The organism is Lacticaseibacillus hegangensis (genome assembly GCF_003946465.1).
Taxonomy (GTDB): Bacteria; Bacillota; Bacilli; order Lactobacillales; family Lactobacillaceae; genus Lacticaseibacillus; species Lacticaseibacillus hegangensis.
On record NZ_RHOL01000034.1, the window covers coordinates 13,953 to 27,889 of the forward strand.

The window sequence follows — 13,937 nt, forward strand, 5'->3', positions numbered from 1 at the left end:
AAATAAATAACTGCCCGGCGCCGAGAACAGCTCGGCACAGGGCAGTTATTTTAGAGGTGGCATAGGTTGGCGTATCAGTCGCTAATCTTCATCCTCATCGTCGTCCACTTCGACGAGGTCTTCCCAAGCCGTTTTGCCTAGGAAACTCTGCAACTTACGGACGGCCTGGTTATTCTCACCGCGCAACTTCGTGAGGTAAGCCGCCATGGCTGGGCGTTCCTCGCGCTCGGCGAGCTTGATGGCGCGGTCGATGTACATGTCTTCAGTGGTGAAGTCCTTGGCCGTCTGGGCGACCATGTTGGCCGCAGTGTCGTACTTCAGGCGGCCGTCTTCCTGAAGCCCGGTGTACTGCGCAAACTCAGCCGTGGTGCTTGGCACGATCTGGTCTTCATCCAGCAGCACCTCACCCAGCTCGTCGATCTGCCGGCGGTTTTGGTCAATCAGCTGCTGATAAAAATCGGCAACGGCGAGGCTCTGCTCGCCTTTGACGTACCAGGCGACCTGGTGCAGCTTGACGTTCAACACGAACAAGTTGGCGACGATGTGGCCGGTCATGGCTCCGGCGGTCGGCTTGTGGTGATCTAGATCTGCTTGCTTCACTTCTGCTGCGTATTGTTCATCAATTGTCATGAATGTTCCCCCTACTCGTTGTCCTTCACGCGCACTTTTTTGACTTCGTAGCCCAGCTTGGTGACCACATCCGACAGCTGGTCGGCGGAGGTCTGACTGTCGTCAAAATCGGCCTTCACCTTGCCGGCGTTAAACAGCACCTTCACGTTGGAAACACCGGGCTGCTGCTTCACGGCCCCTTCAATTTTGGTCAAGCAAGACGGGCAGGTCAGCTGATCCAGTTGCATCGTAATTTTTTTACTCATTTGAAAGACTCCCTTTCGCTTATTTACAACTACATTCTATCGAGTTGCTCACTTGGCGGAATTGACCGCGGTCAAGTTTGCGACATTTTCTGAGATTTTTTTGTCGTCATGCTTGCCGTAGTTGATCAGGCGCATCGCGTTGAAAATGACGACTAGGATGGAGGCCTCATGAACGAACATCCCACTGGCCATGTAGATGAAGCCGGCAATCAGGCCCAGTAGCAGGAAGGCCACCACGGCGATGGAGATGAAAATGTTCTCCCGGGTATTCAGCACCGTCTTCTTGGCCAGCTTGTAAGCGTGATCCAAGGCGGCAAAGCTGGACTGCATCAGCACGATATCGGAAGTTTCGATCGCAACGTCGGTGCCTGAGCCCATCGCGATGCCGATATCGGCGGTCGCCAGCGACGGACTGTCGTTAATGCCATCCCCAACGAAGGCAACCGTGCGGCCTTCGTCTTCAAACTGCTTCACAAAAGTGACTTTGTCTTGCGGCAGAAGGTCGGCATGCACTTCATCGATCCCCAGCTGGTCAGCAACGTAATTGGCAGTTTGCGCGTTGTCGCCGGTCAGCATGACCAGGTGCTTGGCCCCAGCCTTTTTCAGTTCGGCTAACTCATCCTTGAGGCCCTCGCGAATGGTGTCCGCGATGGCGTAAATTGCCGCGACCTTCGCATCGATGGCTACGATGACGATTGAGCTGCCGGTGGCCTGGAACTGGCTCAGCGTCTCGGCTTGTTCGGCAGAGAGCTGGATGTCATGCGCCTCAAGCAGCCTGTGGTTGCCGGCGCATACGGTGTGGCCCGCAACCGTGGCCGTAATACCTTGGCCCTTGATGGTGCTGCTGTTTTCGATCGCCAAAGCCTTGTAATCCAGGTGCGCATCATCTGCTGCCTGGGTTAGCGCGCGGCCCAGCGGGTGATCGGACAGCGCCTCGACGGCGGCGGTCAGCTGCAGTGCTTCGTTGGCGTCTGATCCGTAAACTTTGCTGTCGGCCAGCGCGGTTTTGCCCGTCGTCAGCGTGCCGGTTTTATCAAAAACAAACGTGTCGACTTTCGAGAAGGTATCCATTGAGGACCCGCCCTTGACCAGAATGCCGCGCTTGGCGCCATTGCCGATGCCGGCAACGTTGGAAACCGGCGCGCCGATGACCAAAGCCCCAGGGCACCCAAGCACCAGGACCGTGATGGCGAGCTTGAAGTCGCGAGAGACCAGGCCAACTATCAGCGCGATGACGAGCACCGCCGGGGTGTAATACTTGGCGAAGCGATCGATGAACTTTTCGGCGTGGGACTTGGTGTCCTGCGCGTCTTCAACCAATTCGATGATCTTAGCAAACGTCGTGTCGTCCCCGACCTTGGTGGCCTTGATCTTCACGTACCCATCGCTGAGCAGCGTGCCAGAGAATACTTTGTCCCCAGCGTTCTTGGTGACGGCGCGCGACTCGCCGGTCACGGCCGCTTCATCGGCGTATCCTTGCCCGTCAACAATTTCACCGTCAACCGGAATCGAGCCACCGGTTTTGACTTGGACCACGTCGCCAACATCCAGGTCGTCAACGTCGACTTCTTCGATCGTCCCGTCATCGTGGACCAGTTCCGCGCTGGTCGGCGCCATTTCGGTCAGACTCTTAATCGACTGGCGCGTCTTGGCGAAGGTTTTCTGTTCCAAGAAGTTCCCGAACAGGAAGAGGAACGTGACGATCGCGCTTTCGTTGTACTCACCGATGATGAACGCCCCGATTACCGCGATGGTGACCAAGAGTTCAATGCTGATGACCTTCACCCGCAGCGCCTGGTAGGCGTGCAGGAAAATCGGGACGCCGGCGACAATCGACGCTGCCGCCAGGGTGATCGTGTAAACCAGCGGTGCATTCAGCAGATATTTGCTTGCGTACCCCAGCACGATGAGAATCGCCGAAACGGCGGTCAGCTGCGTCGTGTGTTTTTCAATCCACAGTTGAAATTTCATAACTTCCACTCTCCTTGTAGGCGGCCTTTTCGACGCTTGCCGAATGGCCTTTCCTGATTGACAAGTTCAGCTTACGGCCTGGCGCCAAAATCCGACTTGACCGCCATCAAGTTCGCGGAAAAAAGCCGAAAATCTTTTTTAGTTAGCTTTTGTTGACAAAAACTAAATAAAGAATTACACTCTTTTCGTTAGTTAGTCTTCTCGTGTGACTAGCTAAATAAAATTCTTGGAGGGAATCGCTGATGACTCAAGATACGCAACAATTGCTTAGACTCTTTGGCCGCCTGTTCACGCAGCGCGGCTTTGCCCAAAGTGCCATGTGGACGCTGCATTCCGACCACCGCGAAGGCGACGCGCCGCGCGGCCAGCTGCGCGTGCTGCGCCTAATCGCACAGCACGACCACCTGACCAACGCCGACATCGTTGAGGCGCTCGACATCCGGCCCAGCTCTGCCAGCGCCATGGTGGCAAAGCTCGAGGACGCCGGCCTGGTCTCCCGCACCCCCTATGAAGAAGACGGCCGCGTGCAGCTGATTTCACTCACCGATGATGGCAAAGCTTTTATTGAAAGTGCCCGCGACGACAAGGACCAGCTGGCAGATAAAATGTTTGCCGGTCTAACCGCGGAAGAACAGGCGCAGCTGACCGGCTTGATGTTAAAGCTTGTCGGCAGCCTGGAAAATGGCGACCAGGACGCGGCCGTCGACGCCTACTTTGAAAAGCTCGGCCAGTTTGGGCCGCGCCGCCGCCACGGCCATCACGGCTACCGGCAGGAATGGGGCGGCGGTCCCCGCCGCGGCTTTGGCGGCTATGATGGTCGGCCTGATTTTGGCGGTCGGCCTCACGGTCCTCAAGGCGGTGGGCCTGGCTTAAACCCTGACGATCAGGCCGACAACTAAACGCACCAGCGTATAAAAAGGGGCGCTACTCTCACGTGGAGTAGCGCCCTTTGGGTCACGGCAAAGCCGTTCACTCAAGACTTGGCCGGTTTCACAACAGTCAGCAGCATTTGAAACCCCTCCTGGGCATACAGAGAGTGGCGCTGCCCGGCGGGGATTACGATGGTCTGGCCAGCCGCCACCGTGTACGTCTGATCGGCAATGGTGATAGCCGCCACACCGCTTAAGACATTCACCATGGCATCGCCAGCGGCTTCGTGGCCACCGATTTCTTCGCCGGTGCCTACCGCAAACAGGGTCAAGGTCAAATCAGGCCGCTGGACCAGCGTACGACTGGTGACCTCATCATTGGCTAAATCAATCAGTTGCTTGAGATCAACGACAGTGGATTGCGGAATTTTATCGATGTAAGTCATTGACGAACCTCGCTTTCGATCTGCATAAACTTACAAGGCTGCTCAGCGCGCAACGCATGGGCTGTGCCAGCTGGGACCACCAGCATTGTCCCGGGTTCGACGGTGGTCTGGTGATCCGTAAAAATGACGGTCAGTTCCCCGTCCAGGCACTGTAAAAGGCGTGTTCGACTGGCGGTTTCGGTGCTGATTGTTTCTCCTGCCGCCATCGCATACACGGCCAGCGGCAAGGTGATGCCCAGGCGGCGCGACAGGGAGCGACTGGCAATTTGGTGGTCGCGATACGGGACCAAGGTCGTCAGGTCAAGCTTAGTTTCTGCCATCGTGTTACCTCCACTATTCATTACATTAATCATAACCCAGCGCGGTCTAAAAATGATACCGTGAGGAGGCCTAGCCTAGTGCTGCCCCAGCACCAAGGCGAATCAGTTGCCCGACCAGATGCCCCGGCATACACTAACCAAAAGACTGGCTAGCAGCCACTCACCGGGCTGGAAGGGAGGCCATCGACATGTACACCTACACTAAGCAACAGTTGTTCTTCACCGCTGAAATGTGTCTGAGTATGGGGTCTTTGATGAGCGGCCTCAACATCCTTTTCCGGCTGGGCTTTACTGCAGCCGCATTAACCACGTTTCTCAGCGGCTGGGCGCCTACCATCTTGGTCGCGTTCGCGTGGAATCTGGCAGTTGCCGCGCCGGTTACCAACCTACTAATCAGCGTATTCGCCACCACCCCGCAGCAGAGCCTTGATCCCGACCGGGCGCAACAGATTCACCAGTGGGCGACCATTCTCATCATGTGCCTGAGCATGTCGACTTGGGGCATGGTAATCGCCGGCGTGCTGCCAGGCCTCCCTGTATCAGCCCTGCTTTTCACTTGGGTGCGCTCCTTCGCCTTGGCCTACATCATTCGCGGCCTGGTCGTGCGGCCCACAGCCACCGCCGTGTTGCATCGCGTATTTCCCGGGTGATATGAAAAGTGGTCCAGCACCACGCACAATGCGTGAGTTGAACCACTTCGCTATTTCCCGGGAAAAGATCAGACTACATCTTCATGCCCATTTTCTTGTATGAATCCATGCCGGCCATCCACATAGTGTCAGGGTCGACGCCGCGCTCCTTGGCGAACGCCTGTGTTAAGGTCTCCATATCCATGAGTTTGTACTTTGGCATCGGCTTGTTCGGATCATAGGTCTGGATCTGCGCCATCATGCCGCCGTCTTCGTGCTCGATGATGTGGCAGTGATACATGTAGACGCCTGGCAGGTCAAACCGCACAAGCAGGCGAACGGTCTCGCCAGGGTTGACGCCGACGGTATCCTTGTAGCCGTGCTCATTCGGGTAAGGCGCGCCGCCGTTGCGCGAAATGACCAGGAACTGCGTGCCATGCACGTGGAACGGGTGAACCATACCGCCGTTCATCGAGTTCGTGTTGGTGACATCCCAGTACTGCGCCAAGCCAATTGGCTGCGTGGCATCGATGCGCTGCATGTTGAACTTCTTGCCGTCAATGGCAACTTGCTCATCCATCCCCGACATCACGATCTTGCGAACCGGCGTGGTTGGCAGCACTTCAGGCGCGTTTATATCGATCAGGTGATCCGGCAGCACGCTGTTATCCGGCTTGAACGCGTGAACGCGGAACTTCACAATCGGTACATCGTCGGAGAACAAGGTAACTGTGTCGCCTTCCTTATAGTTCTTGAAGTCAACAATGATCTCTGCCCGCTCGGCACAGGTCAGCATCAGGTGGGTCAGCTGCACCGGCTCCGGCAGCAAACTAGAATCGCTGGCGATCTGGGTGAACTGCAGGTCATCGGAAAAATGCAACCGCCATTCGCGCCGGTTGGCCCCGTCAAGGATGCGCAGACGCAGCTTTTGCGTGGTGACATCGAAGACTGGGTTGACGGTGCCGTTGATCATTGCTGTTGGTCCCTGGACGCCATCCGGATCGTAATCGGCGTGGTAATCCCACTGATTGTTTTCGTGGAAGCGGCGGTCTTGCAGAACCAGCGGAATGTCGTCAACGCCGTAAGTCCGCGGCAGCGGCAGGCTGGCTTCGTGCTGATCGCGCACCAGCACCATCGCGGCCAGACCATGCCAGACCTGCTCAGCGGTCGACGGGCACGGGTGCGCGTGCAGCCAGGTCGTTGCAGCCGGCTGATCCAGCGTGAAGTCGATCTCCTTGCTTTCGCCTGGGTAAACTGGCGCGTGGCAGCCGCCGTCAACATACGGGCCGGAAACGGACAGGCCGTGCCAGTGGAACGTGGTCAACTCATCGAGCGAGTTTTTCAAGGTGACATGAATGTGCTTGCCGACTTCAAATGCCAGCGTCGTGCCCAGCAGTGGGGCGTTGTAGCCCCAGGTCTTCGTCTTGGCGCCAGGCAGGATCTGGGTCTCGCCCTTTTGCGCTTCCAGCGTGTACCAGGCGTCGGTGTCAGTTTCTTTATCGGGCTTCAGCAGCGGCGGAATCGCCAGCTGGGACTCCGGCGCGTCCGCGACTTCCAGCGGCACATAGCCGCCATCGTGGGTGTTGTACGCCGGTTCATCGAAAAAGTAATCATCATACACATGCTGTGTCATAATCTTTCCCCTTTCATTACTGGCAAGGAAATTGTGCCTTACCTAAGTCCGATTCCATTTTAACACGCTTCAACGCCAAAAACAGTGTAGAATAGAATCGTTATAAATAGTGGATAGATCTGGAGGGGTGTAAAATGTCTAAGCTGTTTACCTGGTTAATGTTTGTCGCTAACGCCATCCTGGTGTGGATGGTCTTTGCCACTAACATCACGATGAGTATGGTCAACATGACCCACGCCATGTGGCTCATGGCCATCATCATGCTGGCTGATTCAATCATGTCGCTTTACATGATGTACCGCAAGAAATAAGCGTTCAGGCCGGGGTAAAGACCTCGGCCTTTTAATTTCCCAAAATCACTTAACAGCTATGTCATAATAAGCACAGGAGGTGAACCTTTTGCTCAACATGCTAGATTATGCACGAAGCTATGCGCAAGAACCGTTCAGCGCCGTGCCGCTGGGACCGATTGACGGTGTACTGCTCGCACAGCTGGCTTACTTTGATTTTGCCCAGTTGCCAGTGACCAGCGGCACGCTGCATGCGCTGCGCAAAAGCGCCGACCTGAAGGCCTTGACCGTGCACACCTGGCGGCCGGCTGAGAACCTCGCGCTGCTCAAGCTGATGACCCGCGCGCCGCGTTATCAGACGATTGCCTGGCACGACCAGGTCAGCCAGCTCGACGTCGAGGCGCAAAAGCAGTTCTCGGCGCTGACGCTCACCCTGCCGCACGGTCAGTTCATCGCCTTTCGCGGCACCCGTGCGGACTTTGTCGACTGGAAGGAAGACTTCAACATGGCTTACATGCAGGCCATTCCCTCCCAAAAATCTGCGCTGGCTTATTTTCAGCGCATCGCCGCAACTTACCCCGGGCCTTACTTCCTAGGCGGGCATTCCAAGGGTGGGACGCTGGCGACCTACGCCTTTGCCGAAGCCCCTGGCGCCCTGCAGGACCAGGTGCAGGCCGTGTTCAACGCCGACGGGCCGGGTATTGGCAAGCCGGTGCCGACCGTGCTTGCGCCACGCGTTCATAAGCTGGTACCGCAAACCAGTCTGATCGGCACCTTGTTTGACCCGGACTCCGGCTTTTCCGTGGTGCAAAGCCGCGCCCACGGCTTCCGCCAGCATGATCCTTTTTCCTGGGAAGTTGCCGGGGAAGACTTCGCCTCGCTGCCAAAAACTGACTTGCTCTCGCAGCTTGCGCAGGACACCATCGCGAACTGGACCGCCAGCCTGTCTGATGAAACCAAGCAAGCCTGCCTGGATGCCGCTTACGCGCTGGTGACGCGCACCGATGCGACAAGCTTTGCCGAGCTCAAACGCAACTGGCCGCAAAACGCCAAAATTATTTTTTCGGGACTGCGGCACGGCGATCCCATGGCGCACCAGCAGTGGCAGTTGGCGATCGGCCAGCTGATCATTGCCTTGCGCGCAAACCTGCCCAAGCCGCACCTGCCGGCGGTTGATTGGCCTTGGACCTCAGCCGACTCTGACACCAGCAAGGAGGACACTCAAGATGATCACCATTAGAACCGCCACTGAAGCCGATATGCCCACCGTTTGGCAGATCGAAACCGGCGAGATGGATGAAACCAAAACGCCGCACATGATGCAGCCAGATGAATACGAGGGCTTCAAAACCGATCTGCTGCACCATGCCGCGCTGACGCTGGTCGCCTGCAATGAGGCCAGTCAGGTCTGCGGCTACATCACGTGCCACGTCGCCGGCCCCTATCCCAGCATGCGCCGCCAGTGGGTCGCCGGTCTCGCCGTCAGCAAACAGGCGCAAGGCCAAGGGGTTGGCCGGACGCTGATTGAAGCGGTCAAAACGGCCGCAGCAACCCAAGCCGTCGGGAAAATCAGCTTCCGCGTCCTTGCTAGCAACACGGCCGCCATCGGTTTTTACCAGCACCTGGGCATGACGCAAGAAGCGCACCACCGCCGCGAGTTTTGGCTTGCCGGCCAGTGGCAGGACGAATATCAGTACGCGCTGTACGTGGGCGCGTGAGCAAACAGCGCCGAGCCGATGCTCAGCGCTGTTTTTGTCTGCTTAGTCAGATTGTTTCACGTGGAACAGCAGGGTCAGTGCCCGCGCCCTTCGCCTTTAGTCGGCTTCACGCTCGCGCTGGGTCAACTCAGTGAATTCCCCAAGCAACGCCGACTTGCCACTGGCACTTTGAATGATGCGGATTTCGGTCTGTGCTGGGGCAGTCGCCAGCAGCGCGGCCAAGCGCGGTTCAACCACCCTGCGAAAAGTCAGCGCATAGGTTAAAAAGTCCAGGTAATCGCGGTCCAAATGTTCCTGAAACCCTGGCGCCATGTCCGGCCGCGTCGCCGGGTCGCAGTGAAAAGCCAGTGAGCGGCGCATCAGTCGCACCGGGGCCACCAGGCTTGGGACTCGCAGCCACACCACCAGATCGGCTTGGACCAGCCGCAAGGGGACGGTGCTGGTGAAGTTGCCATCGATCAACCAGTCGCGATGTGCCGCCATGAATCGCCTCTGCTCGGCAATGAATCGCTGCTTGGCCGCAGCGGAGTAATCCATCGCGTGCCACACCCGGTCCAACGCCAACAGCGGCCAGCCGGTTTGGCAGGCCAGCTGCCGCGCCAGCGTTGACTTGCCGCTGCCGGGTGCCCCGATCAGCATCACTTTCATTGCTTCGCCCCCACTTAAAAAGCCGCGGCATGCTCAAAGCGCACCACGACTTCATTATCACCTTTTCATTCCATAGACTGCAACAGGGCCAACAGAGCCGCCGCCACTTCCTGACGCTTCGCCTCTGGCAGGGTCTTGAGGTAGTTCAGCAGCGCTAGCGTGTTGACGTCCGCAAACTGATCGCCCACAAAAAAGTCCGCCAGCTGAAGGCCCAGTGCTTCCCCGATTTCCGTTAACTTTTTAATGCTGATGTTATCAACGTCGCCGCGTTCCACTCGAGATAGCAGACTGACCGAAACGCCAGCCTTCTCCGCCAGTTGTTCGATCGTCAAGCCGAGCTTTTTTCGCTGCGCGCGCACCAGCCGACTAATATTTTTCAATCGCCGCTCAGCTCCTATTCACACTTAACTAGCCTACACGGTAGAAGAAAAACGGTTCCAGTTAAAGAGCTTAAAAGCCGCACAAAATAAAAATAACAGTTGCCAAAGAAAATAAAAGCATGAAAGCCGCGGCGGCGGTGAAAATTAGGCTTTTAATCCGAAAATAAAAAACTTAAATTTAGGAATATTTTTTTATGCAAATGGAGAATAATCCCCGGGATCAGCCGCCTAATCCACGCGCGTCAGCTCATCCAGCGTCTTGCCATCCGCGTCGACTAGCTCCAGCCAGCCGTTGGTGTCGCCGTAATACAGGAAGAGGCCGACCTCGTTCACGCTGCGCAGCGTCACCGGTGCAGTGGTCGTGAAGTCAGCGATTTTATCGGCGTTGTCCGCCCGCAGCTTGTCCCCGTACTTGGTGCCATAGCTCTGCGACCCGTCACGATTCAGCAGCGGCTCGCGCACAAGCTTGGCACCTGGCGCGATGGTCATTTCCTTGGCCGCGGTCCAGTACACTGTCGCCTCGCTGCCGCCGCGTTTCACGTGGAACGCATGGGTCTTCAGCGCCTTGTCAAAGCGGTGCCGTGCCTTGGCGGGCCGCTTCTTGGCAGGGGCCGCAGCCTGCAGCTGAATGCCCAGGCGAACCAACACCCGCATCTGCACCTCCAGCAGCTTCTGCAACGCTGCCCCAGTGGCAGTGGCGCTGCCATCGGCGATCAGTTTTTCAAAGAAGCGCTGGACCTTGACCCCGTCAACACTGTCCGGGACGCCTAGGATAATGACGCCGTCCGCCTTGGCGGGCACGTCACCGGCGCCAATCAACGCGTGTGCGGCCGTTGCCAGGCGAACGTCATTGGCCGGGACGGGCTGCTCTAGGTTAGTCGTTAAGCGCATCGTGCCCAGGCCCTCGCCCAGGTCCAGCCGGGTCTCGTTATCTGTCATGGTCATTGTGATGGTTAGTTTCATCGTGTTCTCCTTGGGATAAAAAAAGCGGCCCGGGTGGTCGCTTTTCGTTGAAATTACTTTGCTTGCTCGAGCGGCTTCGACTTCCGGGTGGCCTTCAAGTACTGCGTCAGGACTTTGATTGCCCAAGCGTAGTGCGCGGATGCAACCATCGTCGCGAACTCGCCGAGTGACATGCTGCCGGTCCAGGGGTAGAAGCCCCTGAGGAACATTTCCTCGTTGTTGCCTTGCTCGAACTGGTCCATCAGATCGTTGTACAAACTTTCGAAGGCTTTTTTGGCCTCTGCCAACGTGGTCTTCTGGTTGGCCTGCCAGATCTTGCGGCTCAGCTTGCCGCTATTCTTCCAACTGTACGGTTTCGGCATGAAACGCTTTGCGGTCCCAGCCAGGTTTGCTTTGCTCCAATCCAGGTACATTTTCTGCCAAGCTGCCAGCTGGACCAAGACGTCGCGAACGTTGCGATCGCGGCCTTTGAACGGGAAGGTCCCGTTCAATTCTTCATCTGACATACCGCTTAAAATCTGATCGAGCTTATCGTGACGCTCGTACGTCGCCAAAATCAATGACTGCCGTGAATGTGGCTCTGCCAAGTTTAATCGCCTCCTGAGGGATTTGAAATAAACGCATTCAACACTGTCTCCACTCTCTATGGTGGGCCTAAACGGAGAAATTTTCAAGGCCGGTCATTAAAATTTACAAAGAAATATTTGAAAATATAACAGAAAGCGAATGCATAGCCGGCTTTTGCGCATCACCGAACCGATAAAAAAAGCCCTTTGCATCTCTGCAAAGGGCTGGTGGTACTAGTCTTCAACGACAAATGGCAGAAGACCCATGATGCGTGACCGCTTGATTGCGATCGTCAGCTTGCGCTGGTTTTTGGCGCTGGTCCCGGTCACCCGACGAGGCAAGATCTTGCCCCGTTCAGAGATGAACCGTTCCAACAAATTGGTGTCTTTGTAATCGATGTAATCGATGTGGTTTGCGGCGATGAAGTCGACTTTACGACGACGACGGCCACCACGACGCTGTTGTGCCATGGATGTCACTCCTTTACTCATTGATTGATTCAAGCTCGCCTAAGCGAACCTGATTGGATTAAAACGGCAGATCATCATCCGAGATGTCGATCGTCTTGCCGTTATTGGCAAACGGGTCGGCACTGTTGTCAGGTTGCGCCGGCTTTTGCGGGCTCGCACTGGCTGCTGATGATGCAGGGGCGCCAAAGTTTGGTGTTTGCGGGGCCTGTTGTGCAGGCTGCCCGCCGCCAAATCCTGACTGAGGCTGTTGGCCGAAGCCGCCAGCTTGTGGTTGGCTGTTGTTGCCGGTTGCGGGTTCAGACGGCCGCGCTTGGGTGGTCGCCTTGCTTTCCAGCAGTGCGAAGTTCTCGACGACGACTTCGGTGACGTAGACCCGTTGGCCTTGGGCATTGTCGTAGGTGCGCGTTTGAATGTGCCCCTCGACGCCGACCAGTGAGCCCTTGCGCGTGAAGTTGCTGAAGTTCTCAGCACTCTTGCGCCAGATCACGCAGTTAATGAAGTCCGTCTCGCGCTGGCCTTGGGCATTGGTGAACTGCCGGTCAACAGCCAGGGTGAATGACCCGACCGCGGTCCCGCTTTGGGTGTAACGTAGGTCTACATCACGCGTTAAACGCCCGGTCAATGATACATTGTTGATCATTCAAGTTTCCCCCTTAACGATAACTAGTCGTTGCGGACAACGATCATGTGGCGAAGAATTTCGCTACTGATCTTAGCAAGTCGGTCGAATTCGTCGATCGCCTTGGAATCGTTAGCGGTCAGGTTAACGATGTGGTAAGTGCCTTCTGTGAAATTCTTGATTTCATAGGCAAACTTACGCTTCTGCCAATCCTTGGAATCAATGATGCTGGCACCATTTTCCTTCAAGATATTGTCAAAACGTTCAACTAATTGAGCCTTGGCCTCTTCGTCGATATCTGGACGAATGATGTAGGTCACTTCATACTTAGTTTCAGCCATTTGACATGTCACCTCCTTATGGACTATTGGCCCTATTCCCTAGGGCAAGGAGTAAGCGTGCCAAAAGGGCACATGCTCACAAGCTAATAGTGTATCATACCGACTGGGTTTACTCAAACTATTTCGGGCGGGTGCCTAGGAGGCCGGAGCGGCAACCTCCGGCGGAATTCGGCTGGAACGTGGTGGGCACCGCTTCGAGCCTCGCGAGCGAGTCTCTCAGTCGGGCCTTGGTGTAAGCGGCACGCCGCTAACACCAATTTCACCACTGAGCCGATTCCGCCTCCGGTCGCCACTCCTATTCCCTACCTGTAACACTAATTAGAACCCAGACATAAAGGTCAGATCGACACGGTCTGGATCTGCATGATGTTCTTGTTCATCGAGATGTCCTCGATGATGTCCGCGTAGTTCATCCCGCGGGGCAGCTCGATCTCGTAGATGTTGGTGTAAACCGAATCGGTGTCCGACTGGGTCACGCGGAAGTTGACGTCGGTGACCTTGATTTGATGCTCGTCAAAGTACTGCTGGATGAACTCCTTGGTTTCGACTCGGTGATGGTACTGGACCATCAGCCGCTTCATGGTGTGCACGTGCAGCAAGTTTCTGGCGAAGACCAGCACCAAAATGATCAGGATGGAGCCCGGAATGGCGATGTCGTAATTGCCCATCCCGATGGCCAGGCCAATGGCGGCAACGGCCCACAGGCTCGCCGCAGTGGTCAGGCCGCGCACGGTGCGGTGCTGCACGATGATGGTGCCGGCGCCCAGAAAACCGATGCCGGAGACGACCTGCGCAATCAGACGCGCGTCATCGGCCCGCAGCACACCGGAGAGCTTGGGCTCAGCCAGCGCGGTGTTCAGCGCGTTAAAGCCGATCTCTTTTTGCATCAGCGCAATCATGCAGGCACCCACACAGACCAGCACATGGGTCTTAATGCCCGCTGGCCGGTTTTTGTGCTCGCGGTCGTAGCCGATTACCCCGGAGATCAACATCGCTAGCAGCAGCCGCCCAATGATCTCTAAAATACTCAAAGAATAGTGCATTTTCTCAACCACTTCTTTCAAAAAGGACCGGGAAGGTGAAGTACCCCGCCCGGTCCGAATCTAATCACGATTATTGATCCTGGATTATTCATAGAATTTCAAAAAAGCAGCGCAATCCCACGATTCACACGGGACTGCGCTGCTTTGGTGTTTCA

Annotated in this window: 19 protein-coding genes; 5 read left to right on the top strand and 14 right to left on the bottom strand. The window is 56.4% G+C overall.

Annotated features, from left to right (window positions below; genetic code table 11):
- Positions 1 to 81: 81 nt before the first annotated feature.
- From EKM86_RS10180 to EKM86_RS10190, 3 genes are read right to left on the bottom strand one after another with little or no spacing between them, the layout of a single operon-like run.
- Entirely contained in the window at positions 82 to 630 is a 549-nt protein-coding gene (locus EKM86_RS10180; RefSeq protein ID WP_125757634.1) for a ferritin-like domain-containing protein, read from the bottom strand.
- A gap of 11 nt (positions 631 to 641) precedes the next feature.
- The gene (locus EKM86_RS10185) at positions 642 to 875 is read right to left on the bottom strand and encodes a heavy-metal-associated domain-containing protein (RefSeq protein ID WP_125757636.1); all 234 of its coding nucleotides are present in this window, start codon (positions 873 to 875) and stop codon (positions 642 to 644) included.
- A gap of 48 nt (positions 876 to 923) precedes the next feature.
- Positions 924 to 2,846, bottom strand: a complete 1,923-nt coding sequence (locus EKM86_RS10190; RefSeq protein ID WP_125757638.1) for a heavy metal translocating P-type ATPase — start codon at positions 2,844 to 2,846, stop codon at positions 924 to 926.
- A gap of 242 nt (positions 2,847 to 3,088) precedes the next feature.
- Here EKM86_RS10190 and EKM86_RS10195 point away from each other — a divergent pair, with 242 nt between their 5' ends.
- A complete protein-coding gene (locus EKM86_RS10195; protein ID WP_125757640.1) occupies positions 3,089 to 3,745 on the top strand; it encodes a MarR family transcriptional regulator in 657 nt (218 codons plus the stop codon).
- A gap of 74 nt (positions 3,746 to 3,819) precedes the next feature.
- Here the strand turns inward: EKM86_RS10195 and EKM86_RS10200 are convergent, their stop codons facing one another.
- Both EKM86_RS10200 and EKM86_RS10205 read right to left on the bottom strand, forming a co-directional pair.
- Positions 3,820 to 4,161 carry a cupin domain-containing protein gene (locus tag EKM86_RS10200; protein ID WP_125757642.1) on the bottom strand — a complete coding sequence of 114 codons (342 nt, stop codon included), beginning with the start codon at positions 4,159 to 4,161 and terminating at the stop codon, positions 3,820 to 3,822.
- Complete coding sequence (locus EKM86_RS10205) at positions 4,158 to 4,481, bottom strand: cupin domain-containing protein (RefSeq protein ID WP_125757645.1); 324 nt, start codon at positions 4,479 to 4,481, stop codon at positions 4,158 to 4,160. Before EKM86_RS10205 ends, EKM86_RS10200 begins: the two co-directional genes overlap by 4 nt.
- Before the next feature lie 188 nt (positions 4,482 to 4,669).
- On the opposite strand from EKM86_RS10205, the gene EKM86_RS10210 reads away from it, so the two are divergent.
- On the top strand, positions 4,670 to 5,131 hold the full coding sequence (locus EKM86_RS10210) for a hypothetical protein (protein ID WP_125757647.1): 462 nt from the start codon (positions 4,670 to 4,672) through the stop codon (positions 5,129 to 5,131).
- Positions 5,132 to 5,204: 73 nt separating this feature from the next.
- Here the strand turns inward: EKM86_RS10210 and EKM86_RS10215 are convergent, their stop codons facing one another.
- Positions 5,205 to 6,743 carry a multicopper oxidase family protein gene (locus EKM86_RS10215; RefSeq protein ID WP_125757649.1) on the bottom strand — a complete coding sequence of 513 codons (1,539 nt, stop codon included), beginning with the start codon at positions 6,741 to 6,743 and terminating at the stop codon, positions 5,205 to 5,207.
- A 134-nt stretch (positions 6,744 to 6,877) separates the two neighbouring features.
- Between EKM86_RS10215 and EKM86_RS12415 the strand changes: the two genes are divergently transcribed.
- The 3 genes from EKM86_RS12415 (at position 6,878) to EKM86_RS10225 (ending at position 8,751) form a co-directional block, all read left to right on the top strand.
- The gene (locus EKM86_RS12415; RefSeq protein WP_164506245.1) at positions 6,878 to 7,054 is read left to right on the top strand and encodes a hypothetical protein; all 177 of its coding nucleotides are present in this window, start codon (positions 6,878 to 6,880) and stop codon (positions 7,052 to 7,054) included.
- A gap of 97 nt (positions 7,055 to 7,151) precedes the next feature.
- Complete coding sequence (locus EKM86_RS10220; protein WP_125757652.1) at positions 7,152 to 8,273, top strand: Mbeg1-like protein; 1,122 nt, start codon at positions 7,152 to 7,154, stop codon at positions 8,271 to 8,273.
- The gene (locus EKM86_RS10225) at positions 8,260 to 8,751 is read left to right on the top strand and encodes a GNAT family N-acetyltransferase (protein WP_125757654.1); all 492 of its coding nucleotides are present in this window, start codon (positions 8,260 to 8,262) and stop codon (positions 8,749 to 8,751) included. Before EKM86_RS10220 ends, EKM86_RS10225 begins: the two co-directional genes overlap by 14 nt.
- Positions 8,752 to 8,847: 96 nt before the next feature.
- On the opposite strand, the gene EKM86_RS10230 is transcribed toward EKM86_RS10225, so the two are convergent.
- From EKM86_RS10230 to EKM86_RS10265, 8 genes are all read right to left on the bottom strand, one after another.
- A complete protein-coding gene (locus EKM86_RS10230; RefSeq protein ID WP_125757656.1) occupies positions 8,848 to 9,399 on the bottom strand; it encodes an AAA family ATPase in 552 nt (183 codons plus the stop codon).
- Positions 9,400 to 9,464: 65 nt separating this feature from the next.
- On the bottom strand, positions 9,465 to 9,779 hold the full coding sequence (locus tag EKM86_RS10235; RefSeq protein WP_125757658.1) for a helix-turn-helix domain-containing protein: 315 nt from the start codon (positions 9,777 to 9,779) through the stop codon (positions 9,465 to 9,467).
- Between the two features lie 228 nt (positions 9,780 to 10,007).
- Complete coding sequence (locus EKM86_RS10240; RefSeq protein WP_125757660.1) at positions 10,008 to 10,742, bottom strand: hypothetical protein; 735 nt, start codon at positions 10,740 to 10,742, stop codon at positions 10,008 to 10,010.
- A gap of 53 nt (positions 10,743 to 10,795) precedes the next feature.
- Complete coding sequence (locus tag EKM86_RS10245) at positions 10,796 to 11,329, bottom strand: ClbS/DfsB family four-helix bundle protein (protein WP_164506246.1); 534 nt, start codon at positions 11,327 to 11,329, stop codon at positions 10,796 to 10,798.
- A 213-nt stretch (positions 11,330 to 11,542) separates the two neighbouring features.
- Positions 11,543 to 11,779, bottom strand: coding sequence for a 30S ribosomal protein S18 (gene rpsR, locus EKM86_RS10250; RefSeq protein ID WP_054662813.1), 237 nt, complete (start codon positions 11,777 to 11,779; stop codon positions 11,543 to 11,545).
- Between the two features lie 58 nt (positions 11,780 to 11,837).
- Positions 11,838 to 12,419, bottom strand: a complete 582-nt coding sequence (gene ssb / locus EKM86_RS10255) for a single-stranded DNA-binding protein (protein ID WP_125757664.1) — start codon at positions 12,417 to 12,419, stop codon at positions 11,838 to 11,840.
- Between the two features lie 23 nt (positions 12,420 to 12,442).
- A complete protein-coding gene (rpsF, locus tag EKM86_RS10260; RefSeq protein ID WP_054662810.1) occupies positions 12,443 to 12,739 on the bottom strand; it encodes a 30S ribosomal protein S6 in 297 nt (98 codons plus the stop codon).
- 338 nt (positions 12,740 to 13,077) lie between these two features.
- Positions 13,078 to 13,782, bottom strand: a complete 705-nt coding sequence (locus tag EKM86_RS10265; RefSeq protein WP_125757666.1) for an MgtC/SapB family protein — start codon at positions 13,780 to 13,782, stop codon at positions 13,078 to 13,080.
- Positions 13,783 to 13,937 lie beyond the last annotated feature (155 nt).